The following is an 18,420-nucleotide window of genomic DNA, read 5'->3' on the forward strand; positions in this document are numbered from 1 at the left end:
AAAGCTTGGTGCTACTATAGCTAAGTTAGTTATTTCGGAATCTTCTATGTCAGTGACAATTAATGATATTGCCCGCTTATCGGGGGTATCAAAACGTACCGTTTCGCGTGTGATAAACAGCTCACCTGCGGTAGGTGAAGCAACACGCGAAAAAGTGCTTGAGATAATAAAGCAAACAGGCTTCTCGCCAGATAAGCAAGCCAGAGGTTTAGCCTCAAGCCGTTCGTATTTGTTAGGGCTGATTTATGATAACCCTGATGCACTCTATATTGATGAAGTGCAACGAGGAGCACTGAGTGTCTGTGCTGAATTAGGTTACGAGCTAGTGGTACATCCAGGCTCTGCAAAACGTGAAGATTTTGTTGATGACTGCTTACGCTTTATTGCTCGTTCTAAATTAGATGGCGTCATTATCTTGCCTCCGGTATCAGAAAACAAAGAGCTCGCTGCGGCTTTAAGAGATATTGATTGTCCTTACGTAAGGCTTGCATCAGTTGATTTGGATGACGCTGATAATATTGTTGTATCTGACGAGCGTGCAGCAATGCGTGATATGGCAGACCATTTAGTTGAATTAGGCCATCAGGACATTGGCTTTATTTCTGGCCCACAAAATTATCGTTCATCAATAGAGCGTTTAGCTGGCTTTTTAGCTGAATTGCAGGTTTATGATGTAAATTTACCCTCAGAATATATTGTTGAAGGCAAGAATAGTTACGACAGTGGTTTAGAGTGCGCCAGGGAGTTGTTAAACAAACAACCTAGGCCAACAGCAATCGTTGCTAATAATGATGAGATGGCTGCAGCTGTGCTCCGTGTGGCTAACAACCAAGGCATTAAAGTGCCAGAACAGTTATCGGTGGCGGGGTTCGATGACAATATTCTCGCATCTCGGATCATTCCATCGCTGACAACAATACGCCGACCTGTATTTAATATGGCATGCTTAGCCGTACAAAAGTTGATTAATCGCTCTCGTAGTAATCAAGACAAACTACCTATGCCCAAAACAGTAACGCCGCACCTGGTGACACGCGAATCAACATCTCGAGTTCCTGAGTAAGCACGACATTATGTCAGTAATGCCGTGCTCGATTTTTATAAGTTATACGCTTTTTTAACCAACCCGTAAGTCAGTTGATAAGCAAGCTCGTGGGCTGTTTCAATCGTTATTTGATGATTTGTAACAAGCTCTGCTAAGTAGCGGCAATCAACTCGACGTGCTACATCATGCCTTGCTGGAATCGATAGAAAAGCTCGCGTGTCATCATTAAAACCGACCGTATTATAGAAGCCAGCGGTTTCAGTTGTTTGCTGACGAAAACGTAACATGCCTGCAGGGCTATCATGGAACCACCATGCAGGGCCTAGTTTTAAACTAGGGTAGTGACCAGCAAGCGGTGCCAGCTCACGACTGTAAGTCGTTTCATCTAGGGTGAATAAAATGATTTTTAACTTTGGATGATTACCATATTTACTTAAAAGAGGCTTAAGGGCATTAACATACTCGGTTTGACTTGGAATATCTGCGCCTTTATCACGCCCAAATTGATTGAAAATTGGCTGGTTATGATTACGATGTGCGCCAGGATGAATTTGCATCACAAGGCCATCTTCAATACTCATACCTGCCAGCTCCGTTAGCATTTGGCCACGAAATAGCTCTTGCTCTTGTTCTGTAGCGTTACCTGTGCGACATTTTTTAAATAATGCTTCACATTCAGATAGTGATAGATCAGCCGTAATCGCACTTGGGTGACCATGGTCGGTTGCAGTTGCTCGACCTTCTTTTTTAAAGTAAGCGCGACGAATTCGGATCGCTTCTAAATAACCTTGCCAAGTACTGGTATCTTGGTCTGTTAACTCACCAAGCTTAGCGAGATTGTCTGTAAAGTCTTCTCGGCTCGCATCCACAACATCATCAGGCCTAAATGTGGTTATAACTCGTTTGGCCATGGCTGTATCAGCCATCTCTTTATGATGTTCAAGTGAATCTAATGCACCTTCAGTTGTTGCTATGAGCTCTATATTAAAGCGATCCATTAATGCTTGTGGTTTATAAGCATCTGTTGCAAGTTCAGCGGTGATTTTATCGTAGTATTGTTGTGCGTTTTCAGAGTTAAGTTTTTCTTTAAAACCAAATACATCACAAAAAACGGCATCTAACCAATAGCCACTTGGAGTACCTGCAAAAAGGTAATAGTTATCTGCAAAAATCTGCCAAGCTTTTTTTGGATCTGCATTTTTTGATCTTGTTAAATCGCCATCGATACCATGCTCAGGAATACCAAGCTCGGTTAATTCAATACCTTGGCTGTAAAGCATTCTAAATACATAGTGATCTGGTTTTATAAAGAGTTCAGTGGCGTTACCAAAGTTAGGGTTTTTATTAAACCACTTTGGGTCTGTATGGCCATGTGGGCTGACTATAGGAAGGTCTTTTATTTCTTCATAAAGCTCTCGGGCAACACTAACAATTGCCGGGTCACTCGAAAATAGCCTATCAGGGTGAAGTGAAAGCGGCTGTGATTTAATTGACATAAGGTTCCTCAAAATCTTGCGTTGCCAGCGGTGGCAAAATTTAAATATGTAATGACTAAACTTAATTAGCAGTGAGCAACTTAGGCACGTTAGTTGTTTTTTAATGGCCTAAGACTGTTATTTATGCAAACAACTTTAGCAAACATTGCCACCGGTGGCAATGTTGTTGCGCGTAGATAAATTTTGCGTATTTGAAATGAAAAAAGCACCAACCCTGAAGGTACAGTGCTTTATTTTCTAACTTGATGGGGAAATCAAATAAACCGTCCTTGGTTTTGCTAAATTTAGTTAGAAGCTATAGCGGAACCCTAAGCCGAATGTACGGCTATAAATAGAGGCTGAGTCGTTTAGAACAGTTGGTAGTTCGTAGTATTGACGATAAACCTCATCTGTTAGGTTTGTTGCATCAAATGTCACAACTAAGTCTTCAGTGACATCGTAACTTACTTGGAAGTCTAAACTTTGTTCTGGTCTACGATAAACACCTCGTGGATGCGCGAAACGACCTGAGCCATAGCGATTTAAGAATGAGTCACGCCAAACGTAAGAGAGGCGAGTGCTGAAATTTTCTCGCTCATAAATTAACACACCACTATATGAGGTATCTGATACACCAAATACGCTTCTGTTTGTGTATCCTGTTAACTCACCTTCGTTGCTGAAGATTGGAATATCTTGATCCGAATCTAAGAAGGTACCACTAGCTTGAAGGCCAATGCCATCTAACCACTGTGGAACAGATTCTGGGAAGTAAACTAAGCCAACTTCAACGCCTTTAAGAACACCATTAGATGTGTTGCCGGGTTGAGAAAGTATATAGTCTTCCATCTCACCTGTTTCTGGGTTTGGAAATTGAGCTTGGCGTAATGAATCAAAAACAAATCCTTCAATATCTCTGTAGAAGTAGGTCGCATACGCTGAGCTACCTTCATTAAAGTAGTATTCTAGTGAGAAGTCATAGTTCGTAGATTCAACTGGGCGTAGGCTTTGATTACCACCGCTTGCGTTACCGTAGCCAACGTTTGTAGTGTCTGGACGTAAATTGATAAAGCTATTTAATTGGCCAAACTCTGGACGGCGTAAGGTTTGCGTATAAGCAAAACGAGTAATTAAATCATCACTTAAATGATAGCGTAGCGTTAAGTTAGGCAAAAATTTTGCGCTACTATTTCTGCCAGTACTTTGTACTATGCCACCAACTTCTCCATCCCAGTGGTAAAAGTCCATGTCAGCGCCTGCGTAGGTATAGCGAAGACCAATATCACCGTCTAATCGATTACCAAAAAGTTGTGTTTCAAATTGGCTTTGCACATACGCAGCCCATGATGTTTGGTCGATATCGAAGTTCTTTTGTAGCGTCATTCGACGCTCGCCATCTGCGCTATCGTAGAAATTAAACGTATCACGATACTCTGCACGGTTTTGCCATAAATTTTTTGCATTAAAGGCAACCCATGATCTCGGCAAATCACTTTTCCCATCAAAGAAATCACTATTTACGTAGTGCGCTTCTGAGCCTAGAGATGCTAATGGAATAGGGTTAAATCGATTAGAATCACGACTGCTGCTATCAGCTGTACGTTTATCATATCGAACACCTGCTTTCGCTTTTGTAAAGATACCCCAGTCAACATAGAAGTCGAGGTCAAGCGTGAATGTTAAGCCATCACCATTATCCTCACCGCCGTTGTCGAACATGGTACTGGTGGTCCATAAGCTTGGATCGGTTAAATCAAGTGGAGTACCAAACTCTTCATCGTAAACAGTCCATGCCATGATGCCGTCTTCATGATTGAAGTCTGCCATGACAAATGGAAAACGAGTATTTGCCTGCATAGCAACAAACTCACGTTCGTATTTACTTGTTTGATAGACTAGCTCAGATTTTAGTGTTGCATCTTCAGATAGCGCCCATTTACCACCTAATGCAAACATGTAGCTATCAGTTTGGCTCTTAGAAAAGTCGCCGCTGGTAAATGCACCTGAGTCACCCCAAGCACGAGATTTGATGACATTTGTGCCTTCAAATAAGACAGGTTGAGTCACGGTTTCTACCCGTGAAGAATCTGCGTATGAGAATAGTAGGTGGTTATTACTTTCGTTGCGGTAGCCATTGTAAAATGCTTCGAAAATATACTCTGATGTATCATTTGGTGCCCATTGAAATGACAGGTTTACTGCAGGGCGTTCACGTTTACCAGTTAGATCTGACTGGTTTAATGCGTCACGACTTAGATAGTACTCAACCTCACTGTCAGTTGCAGGGTCATACATGGTTGCCCCTGGCGTTCTGTCCATACCGTGTTCAAGGCCAGTTGGCCATGGGTAAATGCGATTTAAGTTATCAGCTCTAAATGGTACGAAACCACCTGGTGCACTATTTTCATCTCGGTAGCTGGTGCTAGCAAATGAAAGGTTAATTAATGCGCCTACATCACCAACTGATGACTCCCAACGATTGCTGGCAAGCACACTTACGATAGGATCGGTTTCTTCAGATTGGTCTTGATAAACGCCACGGGCATTGACCACAACCTTTGAGCCTTCAAAATTAAATGGGCGTTGGGTGCGAACATTAAGTTGACCCGCAATACCGCTCGCTAATTGGCTGGCATTTCGTGTTTTGTATACCTCTACACTTTCAAGTAGTGCCGCAGGTATATCTGCAACAGCAAGTTGACGCCCTGCTGCGGTGAACATTTCGCGGCCATTAATTGTTGTTGTAACATCGGTTAAGCCACGGATTGTAACAGTATTTACTTCACCCGATGCGCGGTCTGTTACCTGTACACCCGTTACACGTTGCAGCGCCTCAACAAGGTTATTATCAGGAAACTTACCAATATCTTCGGCAACAATCGCATCAACAACCTGAATTGATTGGCGCTTGATATTAACGGCTTTATTTAAGCTGCTTCGGATCCCAACAACTTCAATTATTTCAAGGGAATCATTGTTGTCATTTGCTTGAGCGTTTTGTGTTTGCTCTGCAGCGTCATCTGCTGCATAAACACATTGCCCAAAAAGGGCCATACAAATTGTGCTGGCTAATGTCGTTTTCTTAAACATTTAAAATAACCTCCAAAATTATTTTAATGCGAATCAATAACAGAAGTTATTTGATTCAGTGTTAAATCAGCATCATTAGAGAAACTTCTAATGTTCGACAAGGTGCTGATATCGTGTGTTTTTTTATTAAGTGTATTTTCCCTGCAATTTTGCCACCGGTGGCATTTTTAGCCAAATAGTTGCACCGCAAGTAAGCATGCCAGGCTTGTTGTGTTGTCTTCATCCCCCTAACCACGCTCCTAAATTTTATAACACAGAAAATTTAGTTGTTTAAGTATTATTATATTCTTTTTAATGATTTGTTACTTATTTTTGCTTGTTATTTAAATAAGCTCTTTATTATCAATGGTTTATTTTTTAAGTGAATTTTCAAATAAAGAGCTTAAGTGTGTAGTTACTTAGCTATTCGTATTATTTCTTACGTCAGAAAGAGAGTGCTCAGTTGTTGTGCAAGGCTTAATTTCTTTTTGGTGCAAGCTAGGTAGTAAATGACGTATTTATTAATTTATTAACTAAAATCAAAGTTTTAAGTCGTTTTTTGGCTTTAGATATGATTAGCAAAACAAGCATGCAAGGAGAGTGGGATTCAAAATGCTACCGGTGGCAATTGTATTATGATATGTATATAATTAGTGGTAATATAAGCTTGTGTAGACTTAAAATTTTCTAAAAACATTATAATTTCAACAGTTAGAGGAACACATATGAGGAAGGATTATTTTGGCCGGCTTGAAAAAAAGCTAAGGTTAATAAGCAAGCCTGCATGGTTTGAAACCAGTATATTAAGAAATGCGTTTATCGCTTGCTTGAGCTTCTTGGTTATAGCCTGTAATAGCCAACAAAGTGTTGACACTCAGCTTGATGATGACGCAAAAACAGACATCATGATGTTAAGTGGTACCGGCAGTGATGATGCAGTGAAATGGGACTTTTACTGTAGTGAAGGGCAAAATTGTGGTGAGTGGAGCAAAATAGATGTTCCTTCTAACTGGGAGCAACAAGGCTTTGGTAACTATGATTATGGCTACATCCCAGATAAACATAGCGAGCAAGGTATATATCGTCGTGATTTTACCCTACCTGCTGATTGGTCTGGTCGCAAAATTGAAATTGTTTTTGATGGTGTGATGACAGATGCCACTGTGTTTGTGAACCAACAACAAGTGGGGCCAACCCACCAAGGTGGTTTTTATCGATTCAGCTATGACATAACGCCATTTTTAAAAAGTGGTGAAGCTAATGAGCTAAAGGTTGTGGTAGATAAAGTTTCGGCTAACAAAAGTATTGAAGCAGCAGAACGCGCAGCAGACTATTGGGTGTTCGGTGGTATCTATCGTCAAGTCTTTTTGCAATCTTTGCCACAATCTCATATTGATTGGGTTTCATTAGATGCAAAAGCGTCTGGTGAATTTAAAATGGATGTTTATCTCGAAGGACTTGATAAATCAAATGCTTCTGCTGTTGAAGCACAAATTTTAGATTTAGATGGCAACCCTGTAAGTGAAACGTTTAATGCCACACTTGATGGTAACAAAGTGCACTTAGCCACTAATGTTGACTCTCCTGAGCTTTGGAGCGCCGAGACACCTAATTTATATCAAGTACGTATTGATTTAAAAGAAGGCTCTAAAACTCTACATAGTTTCGATAAAACCTTTGGCTTTAGAACTTTTGAATTACGCCCACATGACGGCTTATATTTAAATGGCGAAAAAATTATCCTTAAAGGGGTTAACCGTCACAGCTTCCGTCCAGCAACTGGACGTACTATGACTAAACAAGCCAGCATCGATGACATTAAGACGATGAAAAGCATGAACATGAATGCTGTTAGAATGTCGCATTACCCACCCGATGTGCACTTTTTAGAAGCGGCAGACCGTCTTGGTATTTATGTTATTAATGAGTTAGGCACATGGCAAAAGCCAGTTATTGATACGCCATCAGCAAGACGCCTAGTTGCACAGCTTGTTAAACGCGACCAAGCACACCCAAGTATTTTATTCTGGGCGAACGGTAATGAAGGCGGTTTTAATACTGATGTTGATGATGATTATCACCTTTATGACATTCAAAACCGTCCAATTCTTCATCCTTGGGAGTTGTTCCGTAATATCGATACTGATCATTACCCAACTTACTCGGAACTAGTAGCTAAAAAAGCCCGTAATGAAGTATTTTTCCCAACCGAGTTCTTACATGGCTTGTATGATGGTGGCCACGGTGCAGGTTTGAGAGATTTTTGGGACTTCATGATGTCAACTCCTGTTGGTGCCGGTGGTTTCCTATGGGTGTTTGCTGATGAAGGTGTTGAGCGTACAGATCAAAATGGCCGTGTTGATACCGACTTTAACCATGCGCCAGATGGTATTGTTGGACCTTATGGTGAAAAAGAAGCGAGCTTTTTTACAATTAAAGAGATTTGGTCACCAATCCAAGTTGAAAACTTAAAGAATGGCCAGTTACTTGCCGGTTCTTTTGACGGTCAGTTGCAAGTTAAAAACCTGTATGACTTTGTTGATCTATCAACTATGTCGCTCGAATGGCGTCTATATCAGCCAGTGACTGCGTTTTCTGATAAAAAGCAGCTTGTGGCGAGCAATAAAGCCACACTACCTGCAATTAAGCCAGACTCGACAGGAACAGTACAATTGAACTTACCTGACAATTGGCAGCAAAATGGTTGGTTAGAGGTTGAATTTTTTGACCAGCAGCAGAATTCAATTTGGACAGATGCTTGGCCTATCCAAAGTGCAGCTAAACTTGCAAAATTAACTCAAGAGGAATTTGAAAATCAGGCATCAGCAACTAAACCAGCTCAAATTGTTAGTCAAAACGAATCTGAGTTAGCGGTTAAGGCTGCTGATAGAACAATTATTTTTGATGCAACAACAGGTCTATTAAAGTCATACAGTAAGCAAGGTCAAACTGCGGCGTTGACAAATGGTCCTAAGCTACTTCGTTCTGATAACTCACTAAATAAAGGGGTTTATAATGGTATTGGTTCATGGCTAACTCATGATCCAAATGCTGAGAAAGAAGCGCAACAAGATAAAAAACCGACAGAATTAAAGTCTGAAATTATTGCTAATGATTTAGTGATTGAAGTGATGAACCCGCCAGCAGGCATTACAAAGCTAACTTGGACTGTTCATCCTGAAGGTCATTTATCAATGGATGTTGATTACTGGCTTGACGGTGAATACATCCTTCATGGCGTTGGTTTTAATTATCCGAAAAAAGCAATTGAGCATAAACGTTGGTTAGGTGATGGTCCTTACCGTGTATGGGCTAACCGCTTAGAGGGCGTAAACTACTCTGTTTGGGAAAATGATTATAATGAAGGCGTTGCTGGCGAGCGCTGGGAATTACCAGAGTTTAAAGGATACTTCTCGGATATTCAGTGGCTTACATTAAGCTCTGAGCAAAGTGAAATCACTTTCTCTACTGCAACTCCAGATCTATATGCGCGAGTTATGCAGCCTGATGATGGTGAGCGCCCTGATAATACATTAGCACTTAAATATGATGAAGAAATTAGCTTCTTACACAGAATTAGTGCAATTGGGTCTAAGTTCCATGCAGCCCACCACCTTGGCCCACAAGGTCGACCTGTGGCAGAAAGAGGAATAAACAATATCAAGCTAACGATATACTAATTTACAAAAAGTTACTCGTTTTAGTAAAAGCGCTGCAGAAACCTGCAGCGCTTTTTTGTTTTAATCCACTAAAGTGCATCAATTAAAGGTGGTTATTTAAGCTTAAAATTTATTAGTGGTGTAGCACTATAGTTATAGGTCGCTTTTTAAATAGTTCTACTACATTGAGTTAGTCATCAACTGACAGACAACAATGATAACGACTATAAAGGCGATATATGCAAAAAGTAACACAATTATGTAAACGAAAATCAGCGTCGTTTACTCCGCTCGCAGTGCTCTGTGCTGCTATTTTCTCACAGCCAAGTTTTGCAGGGAGTTGGCAGCAAAATGTCAGCATTGGCGGTTTTAATAATGTTCATATTTACACTCCTGATTCGCAATCAAGCATAGGCAATGGCCATTCTTTGATGCTGGTGCTGCATGGCTGCGTGCAACCTATTAATAACTACTTAACTGCGAATCTCGAAGATGCAGCCGAAGCCCATGGCATGGTAATAGCTGTTCCTGATGCTATGAATAAAGCAGGCTACAGCTGCTGGTCATATTGGCAAGGAGCAATCAATCGCAGCTCTGGCGATTATAAGAATTTAATTAATTTAGCCAATACACTAAGTGGTGATGCAGCGCGTAATATTGATCCCAAACAAGTGTATATTGCAGGCTTATCATCAGGGGCGGCAATGGCAGCACAAACGGCTTGTGTGGCGCCTGATGTATTTGCCGGGGTTGCACCAAGCGCTGGGCCAACCATCGGCACAAGTTCAAGTGGGGCGATTTCGACTTGCGAAACAGTGTCTGAAAACACCTTTGTATCCCGCTGTGAAAGCTATGCTGGCAGTTATAAAGATCACTTTGCCACACAAATAGCAGCAATTGGTCACGGTACGGCCGATACCACAGTCAATACCTGTTATAACCAACAAAACGCAGATGGCTTTGCTGCTCTTTATGGGGTTAATCAACTTTCAGGCACGACGACAATAAATGATGATGCAACACGTACCGCTGAGCAGTCACTTTGGCAAGACAATCGAGTTGCTATGCTGTGGTTTAATAATTTGGATCACTCATGGTCGGGCGGGCAAGGTGCGTCTGGTGATTATGTGGCGGCAAACAGTATTAATTTTGCAACCTATCTCGGTGAGTACTTTGCGGCTAATAACAAACGAGTTGATCGTAATGCAGGCCCTGAAATTAGTAATTTAACTGCCACAGACAGTAATAATCAGCTCACCATAACAGGCAGTGCAGTCGACCAAGAAGGCAGTGTAACCAACGTTGATATTAACGTGTATAGCCTTGCCGGTGGTGCGGCAAGCTTAATTGAGTCACTCAATGTGCAAGTCGATGCGAATAATACCTTTAGCGGGGTGACAAATGCACTTAGCGATGGACTTTATGAAGTGCGTGTCAGTGCCACAGATAACGAAGCGAAACAGGGGGATGAAGCTAATCTTACGGTACGCGTTGGACCAGAGCCAGCAGCTACAGCACCACTACTGAGTGATACTGCGGCTAGTGTAAACGGGCAGTGCGCTTCAGTGACGGGAACGGTGATTGATAATAATCAAAACTTAAGTACTGTCGTGGTCAGTTTTAGCAATGGTGATGTGACAGCTACAGTGAATGGGCTTGAGTATTTTGCTGAGCAATGCAATCTGGCTGGTGGCAATAATACCGCAGTGATCACCGCAACTGATGATACTGCGCTTACATCAACAGATAGCATTAGTTTTGTCATCGATGCTGGCGTGACAGGCGATTACAATCTTCATATCAACGAAGGCCATATTAGCTGGGGCGAAGGTTATTCTGCCTGTTATTTAGCGTTTGGTACCGCTGCATTTACTATGCGTGAATATTCAGCGGGCACAAATCAATGTCAGTGGATTGCTGATGATGATTCAAGTTGTGCAGGGCCATTACAAGCATGCAAAACCACCACAGAACCGACTAATGACGCAGACAACGATGGTGTGCTCGACGGCACAGATAATTGCCCGAATGTAGCGAATGCTGATCAAGCCGATAACGATAATGACGGGATTGGTAATGTGTGTGACAGCACTCCTGATGGTGAAACGAGTGACTCCGACAGTGATGGTGTCAGTGATAGCTTAGACAACTGCCCGCTGGTGGCCAATAGTGATCAGCTTGATAGTGATGCAGATGGTGTGGGTGATGCGTGTGACTCAACACCGAATGGTGATTACCAATGCAGCGAAACTACTTCAAGCAACTATGCGCATGTGCAAGCAAATCGCGCAACCACGAATGGTTCTTACGCCTATGCGGTGGGCTCAGGTGATAATCTAGGGCTTTATAACACTTTTTATACCAGTACCTTAGCGCAAACTAGTGCTGGGTATTATGAATTAGGTAATTGCCCTAATTAATAGCTGTGTGTCGCCCATACGGGCGACACTTTTTCTAAGCAGCGTTTAGAACTTATAAGTCAGGGTGAGGCTACCGTTTGTTGGCGCGCCATAATAACCCACAGTTTGTAAGCTATTGATGTACTGCTCATCAGTAATATTATTAACGTTTGCCTGTACTGCAACTTGGTCATTAATATTCCAACGCGCGAAGGCGTTTAGCAGCGCGTAACTACCTTGCTTAACATTGTAATCAGTGCTTTCGATTTTAGATTGCCAACGGCCATTTAAACCAACAACCACTGCATCTGTTAACGCATAATCTACTGTTACACCGACAACATCGCGAGGTGCCCATTTATTGGTGTCATCACCATTTTCATCTGTTACATCAATATGCGTATAAGATGCGACGATATTCATAGCGTCGGTGATTTTACCTGTGACTTCAAATTCATAGCCTTCTGACTCAATAGACACACCTTCATAGTAATAAATACCATCTTCAGTGAGGCCCGCATATTGCGCAAAGTTATCTTGCTCAGCAGTAAAATAGGCAAATGTTGTCATTAGGGCATCATCAAACCAAGAAGCCTTAACACCGGTTTCAAAGTTAGTGCCTTTGGTAGGTGCTAAGTATTGGCCGTTGTAATCAGCTTGCTCTTGCGGCTGATAAATATCTGAGTAACTAGCATATAAGTTTAAATCGTCGTTTAACTTATAGGTAAAACCAACATATGGGCTTGTCTCGCTCTCATCATTATCGATAGATGCACCTGCATTCATACCTGAGCGTTCAAATTCAATAGCGTTAAAACCAACCACGGTAAATAATTTATCCGTAATATTTAACTGAGCAGAGCCAAAGTAACGGGTTAGCTTTTGTTCAATATCTGAATACAGAACCGGCGTTAACCAATCAGGTTCAGGGATCGCATCTAAATCATATGGAAATGCAGGAGTTGGTCCGGCCGCTGGTGTATTTGCAAAATCAAATGGGTGCTGATACATCACATCATCACTTTTTGCATGGCTTACCCCAAAGCTTGCTTGGTGCTCTTTACCAAACAACTCAAAGGCACCAAATGCTTTGATTTCAAATAAATCAGCATCGATTTCACTATCATAACGACCAGGAGAACCACTTAGACCAAGGTTAGTATCTTTATCAATAGTGCCATATGCATAAAAAAGTTTGTCTTGCTCTTCAAAACCGCGAAAGTTGTAGCTCGCTTGAAGTTGCCACGCGTTTGCAAAAACATAGTTGTATTCAACAAACGCTGAGGTGTTAATGGTGTCCCACATTGTCCACTCTTGAGTGGTTGTGTCGCTGACATCCCATTTAGCTTGAGTGCCATCTGTGTAGTTATAAACAAGGCCGCCCCAGGTGTTGCCATCGGTATCTGCATCTTGATATGAATAACCAATAGTAACCGTTGAGTTATCTGTAAGCTGACCATCTACCACTGCAGAGAAAAACTCGCGGTTGTTCTCAAGGCCATCTAGGTATGACTCTTTATCTTCTGCAGCAGCCACAAAGCGTGCAGCCCAGCTACCAGATTCGGTTAGTAAAAGAGAATAGTCAGCTTGTAAACGTTTAAAATCCCATGAACCAACAGATACACCAATTTCGCCGCCGTTTTCGTTTTTAGGGCGTTTGCGCACATAATTAAGCGTGCCTGATGCATTACCTACACCAGTGAGTAAGCCATTGGCACCACGAATAACTTCAATTTTTTCGTAGCCGTATGCTTCCATTGCGCCGGTAACGATACCCCAGTCATTCGGTAAGCCAACGCCATCGATTTGTGTATTCTTAATTTCAAAACCACGTGATGTGTAGTTGGTACGGTTAGTTTCCCATTCTTCAACATTGATACCAGGTGCTAAGCGTAAAGCATCATTAATGTTAAAAGCGGAATAATTCTTTAGTTGCTCAGCAGAGATCACACTGATTGATTGCGGAGTTTCATCAATTTCTAGCGCTAAACCTGTCGCTCCTTCACTAATACGGTTTTGTCGAATACCCACAATTTCGATTTTTTCGAGATTGGCCTCTACGTCAGTCGTTTGCTCTGCAAAACTGATTTGAGGGTAAAGTGCACAAAGAATAGCGGTTGCAATAGGCAACTGAGTGAATTTCATTTTTATCTCCGCGTGTTATTTAGCAAATTTTTATAGGGTTATTGTTTTTAATAAGGAAACAATCGGCGGGTAAGTTATCACAACTGATAATAGTTATCATCACCATTCATCGCAAAAGTGATATGTTAATACAAATAAGTGTAACAAATTATGTTGAAGAGTTTTGTCTATATGAAAAGGCAAGTTTATACCAATTCGCTTAATTAAGTGGTCTATTTTGAGGCAATAAAACCTCGTTGGTAACAAGGCAAAAATTTCGTTATTTAGTTGTGCTCGGCAATTGCTCCTGCATTGCTCTACCTTCTGCATCCATGCAGTCGTAAATCAGAAGTTTTTAACGCAGGTAGCGACAGGTTTAATCCCTCAAAATGATTAAGTATTATTGCGGATTGTTATTACTAATTAGATATGAAAAAGGCGCCTTGAGGCGCCTAGATTTAGGAGTATTTATTTTCTGCGGATACTAAAGTTATCTGGACCTCTGGTTGTAATAGATTGAGCAAGGCTCACTTCCTCTATATCCATTACTTGTACCTGTTCTTTGGCATGAACCACTTCAGAATCTAAAGATTGATCTTCTTGTAAGAAATAGAAGTGCTCACCAATTTGAGCTCCCTCATGGTTAATACCGGCTTGATACAAGCTATATTGTTTGTTACCTGCGCGAGTCTCAAGAGTACCTGTCGTACCTGAGCCAGGAAGAATCGCAAAGTAAGCAACATGTTCATTACGGTGGCCTTCATTTAAAGTATCTTGTTCAAAAAATGCGGCACTAAAACCTGCATTATTTAAGCCTGCAACGCGCGTATAAACTGTATGAGGGCCATTAAAAGTTTGTGTTTGCAAGAATATATGTGGTTTTGCAGTAAATGCTTCGCTAAATTCTACCGCTTTATAAACTTTAGTATCGTTTAAATTAAAGCTGCCAATTTCAACGATAGTGCCATCGCTCATTGTGTAGCGACCTTCGTCCATCGTTAAAAAGTCAAACGACTCAGTACCAGGGTGACCTTTACCATCTTGCAGATATTGCCACTCTTGGAAAGATACAGAATATCCCGCTGGTGATACGTCAGTTAAACGGTTTGCACCACCGTGTTTACCATTAAATGTTGGCGCAGAGGTAAATACAGCTGGTGCGGTAAATTCTTGATCACCAAAGTCATAACTTTTCCAGTTGCTATCTAGCTGTTTAATCACTGCTTCTGAATAGTAAGGGATTAATTCACTTGGTAATGAGCAGCTAGGCTCTATATCACATGCTACAGCATTTTGCGTATTGGTCGTTAAGTCGTTAATACGAACTGGTAGTGTTGCTACAAGGCAGGTTTCGCCTGAGTACGGATCTAAACGGTATAGCTTAGATTCATTTTTATCGCCATGGTCATTGATGACAGAGCGGCTGATCACAAGGTCGCCATTGTTATTAACTGTCGCACCACCTACCGCGATTAGCTCATGTTTTGAAAGCTCGGTAGCCGCAAAGCTTGTGCGGTCAATACTGTAAACTGAGGTTGTGGTTATTAGCAAAAGCTCGCCATTTTTAACGACTAAATCAGCGCGGCTTAAGCCATCAATGTCGCTAAAATCTGCAAGTACAGTTGCTTCGCCAGTGTTTTTATTAATGCTGTATAGCTTGGTAAAACTAACTGCAAGTAGTGAATCAGAGCTTGCATCATAGGTCATACCAATTACAGATTTAGTTGTACCAACCACAACATGTTCACCTGTTGCATGATCTAAATAGGCTAAGCGACTATATTTGAATTTATCGGCACGAATAGGTAGGTGAGAATACTCCTCATCACTAACATTAAGGTGACTAACATCAACTTTGTACTCTAGCGGAATAGGTGAAGAAGCATAATAAGTACGATTTGTTGAAGCATCATAGGCAATTGCTGCAGAGCTAAACTGAGCGATTGAATGTGCCGTAGCCGACTTGTTTTGCTCGTCAAGGCTAAATACAACACCGGTTTCACCACGGCCCGAGTTCATTGCAAAGATTTCGCCCTGACAGCTAGCTGCAACAGCATTTGATGTAGCGAATGTACTTGCAACCGCAAGGCTTGAAAGTAACAAGTTAGTTTTTATCGACATAAGTAAATCCCACTATTAGGTTTATTCCGACACAAAGAGATAAGACCACTTTGTATTAATAGTGAGCATTATAGTAAGAACCCTCACTTTACGAATGCCGATAAAAGCTGTTTTTGAGTCTAAAATTTAGTCTTTAAGTATTAAAAAAAGCATTTAAAATGTTAATTTAGCTGTTTTTCTGACTTTTCTGATCTTCTGGATTACTCGACATCGAGCTGCCAACCGATGTGATTATAACTAATAAGATAGCAAGCCAATGCTGTAATCGCCGGCTCTAGGCTCATCATGATGCTAAAGTCTTGTTCGGGTATATTGCGAAGCGCCATCATGTCTAGCGTATATGCTAGACATGATGGCGACTAAAAAATCCAGTGGTAGTACTTCTCAACTCAGTTTGCTTTTCCAAGGCACAGTGCAGTTAATAAGCCTGTAAGGAGGAAACTTGCAATAGCAATGAAAACACCTGCAACTAAACCATAAATGAGAGTTAGTAATATTGTTGCAATAATTAGTAAGCACGGTGATAAGAGGTTATAGGTTCTTATTGTGCTTCTAATCAGTAAATTACTACCTAAAAGTAATATTATTGCGGCAATAAGGAGAAGTAAATTCATACTGTTAACTCCTGCTTTAACTTTTTCGTTTTAGAGATACCTTGAATATTCACTTTACAAAAAGCGCCATATAACACGGTAACGCCGATTACAAAAAAGCTCATATCAACGACACTCACTAACAGGTTAGCTGCGCTAAAAGCGTGACTTGATGAAAGTATTAGATTAAGAGGTAAGATGGCCGAACATGCTACACCAATGACTATAAGCGTGATTTGTAAAAAGCGCTGATAGTTCAATGGTAATAGAGCCAATAAAGACCATGCTAACCAGCTATAAAAGAATAATGGAGCAAATACCTTGTTATGCAAGGTACTATCGACAAGGTTATTTAATAGTATTTGAGCAGGGAATAAAATAGCACACGCTAATACAAGGCCACCGCAAGTACCAATAATAACTCTGTTCCAGCGCTTATACGCTTGTTGACTGAGTGTGGGGTTATTGCCCCGGCTGCGTTTGGCAAGCCACATCATCATACCTGAGAGCGGTAACAATGCAGTGCTCAGCCCTAGCAATACCCAAACCAATTTAACAAACAAGCCTGCAAAATTACCAAAATGAAGCGGAAACAATAACTCTAGTACTTTGATTGATGCCCCTGGTATATCGCCAAAACTGCTCATTGATTTTACAAATTCACCAGAGCCATGGTACTTCAACAATTGTGAAGCCACTTGCTCACCACCAATTAGTCTCATGTAGACTTCTGCATTTGCATCATTATGCGCCATTATAGTGAGATCAATTATCTTTGCTTTTGGGTAGCGTACTTGTGCATCTAGCAAAATAGCATTTATATCTGTGGCTTGAAATTGTTCGCTGATAATGGGTTCTGGAATGGCTGTGAACTTTTCAATCAATTTCTCTTGATCGCCGCCAAAGCTAACAAATGCCGCTGCGGGTAGCAAAATAACGGTAGCAAGCCCTAAAAAAGCACCTGTAAAACCAATGACTGCATGGAATAAGCTGCCCCAAATCCCCATAATTTTATGGCCATCGTTAATAATGACATCAAGCGGTTTTTTGCGCCTAAATGTGAATAGCTCTTTAAATAACTGTCGATGTATAAATAAACCAGTCACTGTAGAAACAAGCAATGTTAACCCTAAGAATCCGGTTAAAATTAAGCCTATAGGTCTACCTAAATGTAGGTCTGCATGAAAATGCCCGATAAATGATGGTGCATCTGTTTTTCTGTGTTCGTAAAAGTAACTCGTTGCCCCATAATATTCATTCACTAATTGATAACTACGCGGATCAAACTGATAAGCATAAGCAGCCGCTTCACTGTAGTTTTCATCCCCATGGTGTGATTCAAACAATACGGTTAGTAAATGTGTATTGTGCCCCGTTGGTAAATACACATGAATATTTTCGCCAAACTCTTTTGGCACAGTTTTATGGTATTTATTAATTATTTCAGTGATTTTTTCGCTTGGAAGTGTACTGAGTTGATGTAGCTCTGGATTTGCCCAAATCTTTAGTTCTGGGCGGCTTAACACTGCTAACGCACCAGTGAAGCAAACAATAAACAGCAAGATGGCAGTCACTATACCGACCCAGCTATGCATTAAGAAAAGTTTTTTCAAGCTGATTGATTTCATGACTGCCCCCCAGTCAATGCTAAGTAGCTCAGACAACCATGACTTATCAAGATAAATAACATCAATGCAAAAGGGTGCCACGCTTTTTCAGCCATATAGGCATATATAAACAAGGCTGTCCAAATTAAAGGAAACAACATTATTGGAATAAGAATTTGTTCTTCAATAGCAAATGGAAGGTATGTTGTCATCCCTGGAATCATCACAATCGCAGTCAGCAAGGCAAGTAAACAAGCCATAAAATGGCGCCGCTTAGTTGCAGAGAAGGTGTGGTTTTTAGTCATTTTTATGCCCCTCAAAAAGGCGG

Annotated in this window: 9 protein-coding genes; 3 read left to right on the top strand and 6 right to left on the bottom strand. The window is 41.1% G+C overall.

Features of this window, described 5'->3' with window-relative positions:
• Positions 1-46 precede the first annotated feature (46 nt).
• Positions 47-1,063 carry a LacI family DNA-binding transcriptional regulator gene (locus MTF66_RS03255; protein WP_058584689.1) on the top strand — a complete coding sequence of 339 codons (1,017 nt, stop codon included), beginning with the start codon at positions 47-49 and terminating at the stop codon, positions 1,061-1,063.
• Positions 1,064-1,098: 35 nt separating this feature from the next.
• Here MTF66_RS03255 and uxaC read toward each other — a convergent pair whose 3' ends face one another.
• Together uxaC and MTF66_RS03265 are read right to left on the bottom strand one after the other, a co-directional pair.
• Positions 1,099-2,541, bottom strand: a complete 1,443-nt coding sequence (uxaC, locus tag MTF66_RS03260) for a glucuronate isomerase (RefSeq protein ID WP_248526364.1) — start codon at positions 2,539-2,541, stop codon at positions 1,099-1,101.
• A 288-nt stretch (positions 2,542-2,829) separates the two neighbouring features.
• On the bottom strand, positions 2,830-5,610 hold the full coding sequence (locus MTF66_RS03265) for a TonB-dependent receptor (protein ID WP_055197278.1): 2,781 nt from the start codon (positions 5,608-5,610) through the stop codon (positions 2,830-2,832).
• Between the two features lie 704 nt (positions 5,611-6,314).
• Between MTF66_RS03265 and MTF66_RS03270 the strand changes: the two genes are divergently transcribed.
• On the top strand, positions 6,315-9,269 hold the full coding sequence (locus tag MTF66_RS03270; protein WP_248526365.1) for a glycoside hydrolase family 2 TIM barrel-domain containing protein: 2,955 nt from the start codon (positions 6,315-6,317) through the stop codon (positions 9,267-9,269).
• Between the two features lie 218 nt (positions 9,270-9,487).
• On the top strand, positions 9,488-11,668 hold the full coding sequence (locus tag MTF66_RS03275; protein WP_248526366.1) for a PHB depolymerase family esterase: 2,181 nt from the start codon (positions 9,488-9,490) through the stop codon (positions 11,666-11,668).
• 45 nt (positions 11,669-11,713) lie between these two features.
• On the opposite strand, the gene MTF66_RS03280 is transcribed toward MTF66_RS03275, so the two are convergent.
• The 4 genes from MTF66_RS03280 to MTF66_RS03295 all read right to left on the bottom strand — a co-directional run bounded on the left by MTF66_RS03280 (position 11,714) and on the right by MTF66_RS03295 (position 18,397).
• Positions 11,714-13,792 carry a TonB-dependent siderophore receptor gene (locus MTF66_RS03280; protein ID WP_248526367.1) on the bottom strand — a complete coding sequence of 693 codons (2,079 nt, stop codon included), beginning with the start codon at positions 13,790-13,792 and terminating at the stop codon, positions 11,714-11,716.
• 447 nt (positions 13,793-14,239) lie between these two features.
• Complete coding sequence (locus MTF66_RS03285; protein WP_248526368.1) at positions 14,240-15,892, bottom strand: hypothetical protein; 1,653 nt, start codon at positions 15,890-15,892, stop codon at positions 14,240-14,242.
• A 610-nt stretch (positions 15,893-16,502) separates the two neighbouring features.
• The gene (locus MTF66_RS03290) at positions 16,503-18,113 is read right to left on the bottom strand and encodes a PepSY domain-containing protein (RefSeq protein ID WP_248526369.1); all 1,611 of its coding nucleotides are present in this window, start codon (positions 18,111-18,113) and stop codon (positions 16,503-16,505) included.
• Positions 18,110-18,397: a hypothetical protein gene (locus tag MTF66_RS03295; RefSeq protein WP_058584698.1), complete on the bottom strand. Its 288-nt coding sequence runs from the start codon at positions 18,395-18,397 to the stop codon at positions 18,110-18,112. The genes MTF66_RS03290 and MTF66_RS03295 overlap by 4 nt, the downstream gene beginning before the upstream one ends.
• Positions 18,398-18,420 lie beyond the last annotated feature (23 nt).

The sequence above is a fragment of the Pseudoalteromonas sp. 2CM39R genome, from assembly GCF_023161845.1.

Excerpts from the sequence above, each read along its gene's own strand:
- MTF66_RS03255 (WP_058584689.1), top strand. The coding sequence starts at position 47 with ATGTCAGTGACAATTAATGATATTGCCCGCTTATCGGGGGTATCAAAA.
- uxaC (WP_248526364.1), bottom strand. The coding sequence starts at position 2,541 with ATGTCAATTAAATCACAGCCGCTTTCACTTCACCCTGATAGGCTATTT.
- MTF66_RS03265 (WP_055197278.1), bottom strand. The coding sequence starts at position 5,610 with ATGTTTAAGAAAACGACATTAGCCAGCACAATTTGTATGGCCCTTTTT.
- MTF66_RS03270 (WP_248526365.1), top strand. The coding sequence starts at position 6,315 with ATGAGGAAGGATTATTTTGGCCGGCTTGAAAAAAAGCTAAGGTTAATA.
- MTF66_RS03275 (WP_248526366.1), top strand. The coding sequence starts at position 9,488 with ATGCAAAAAGTAACACAATTATGTAAACGAAAATCAGCGTCGTTTACT.
- MTF66_RS03280 (WP_248526367.1), bottom strand. The coding sequence starts at position 13,792 with ATGAAATTCACTCAGTTGCCTATTGCAACCGCTATTCTTTGTGCACTT.
- MTF66_RS03285 (WP_248526368.1), bottom strand. The coding sequence starts at position 15,892 with ATGTCGATAAAAACTAACTTGTTACTTTCAAGCCTTGCGGTTGCAAGT.
- MTF66_RS03290 (WP_248526369.1), bottom strand. The coding sequence starts at position 18,113 with ATGAAATCAATCAGCTTGAAAAAACTTTTCTTAATGCATAGCTGGGTC.
- MTF66_RS03295 (WP_058584698.1), bottom strand. The coding sequence starts at position 18,397 with ATGACTAAAAACCACACCTTCTCTGCAACTAAGCGGCGCCATTTTATG.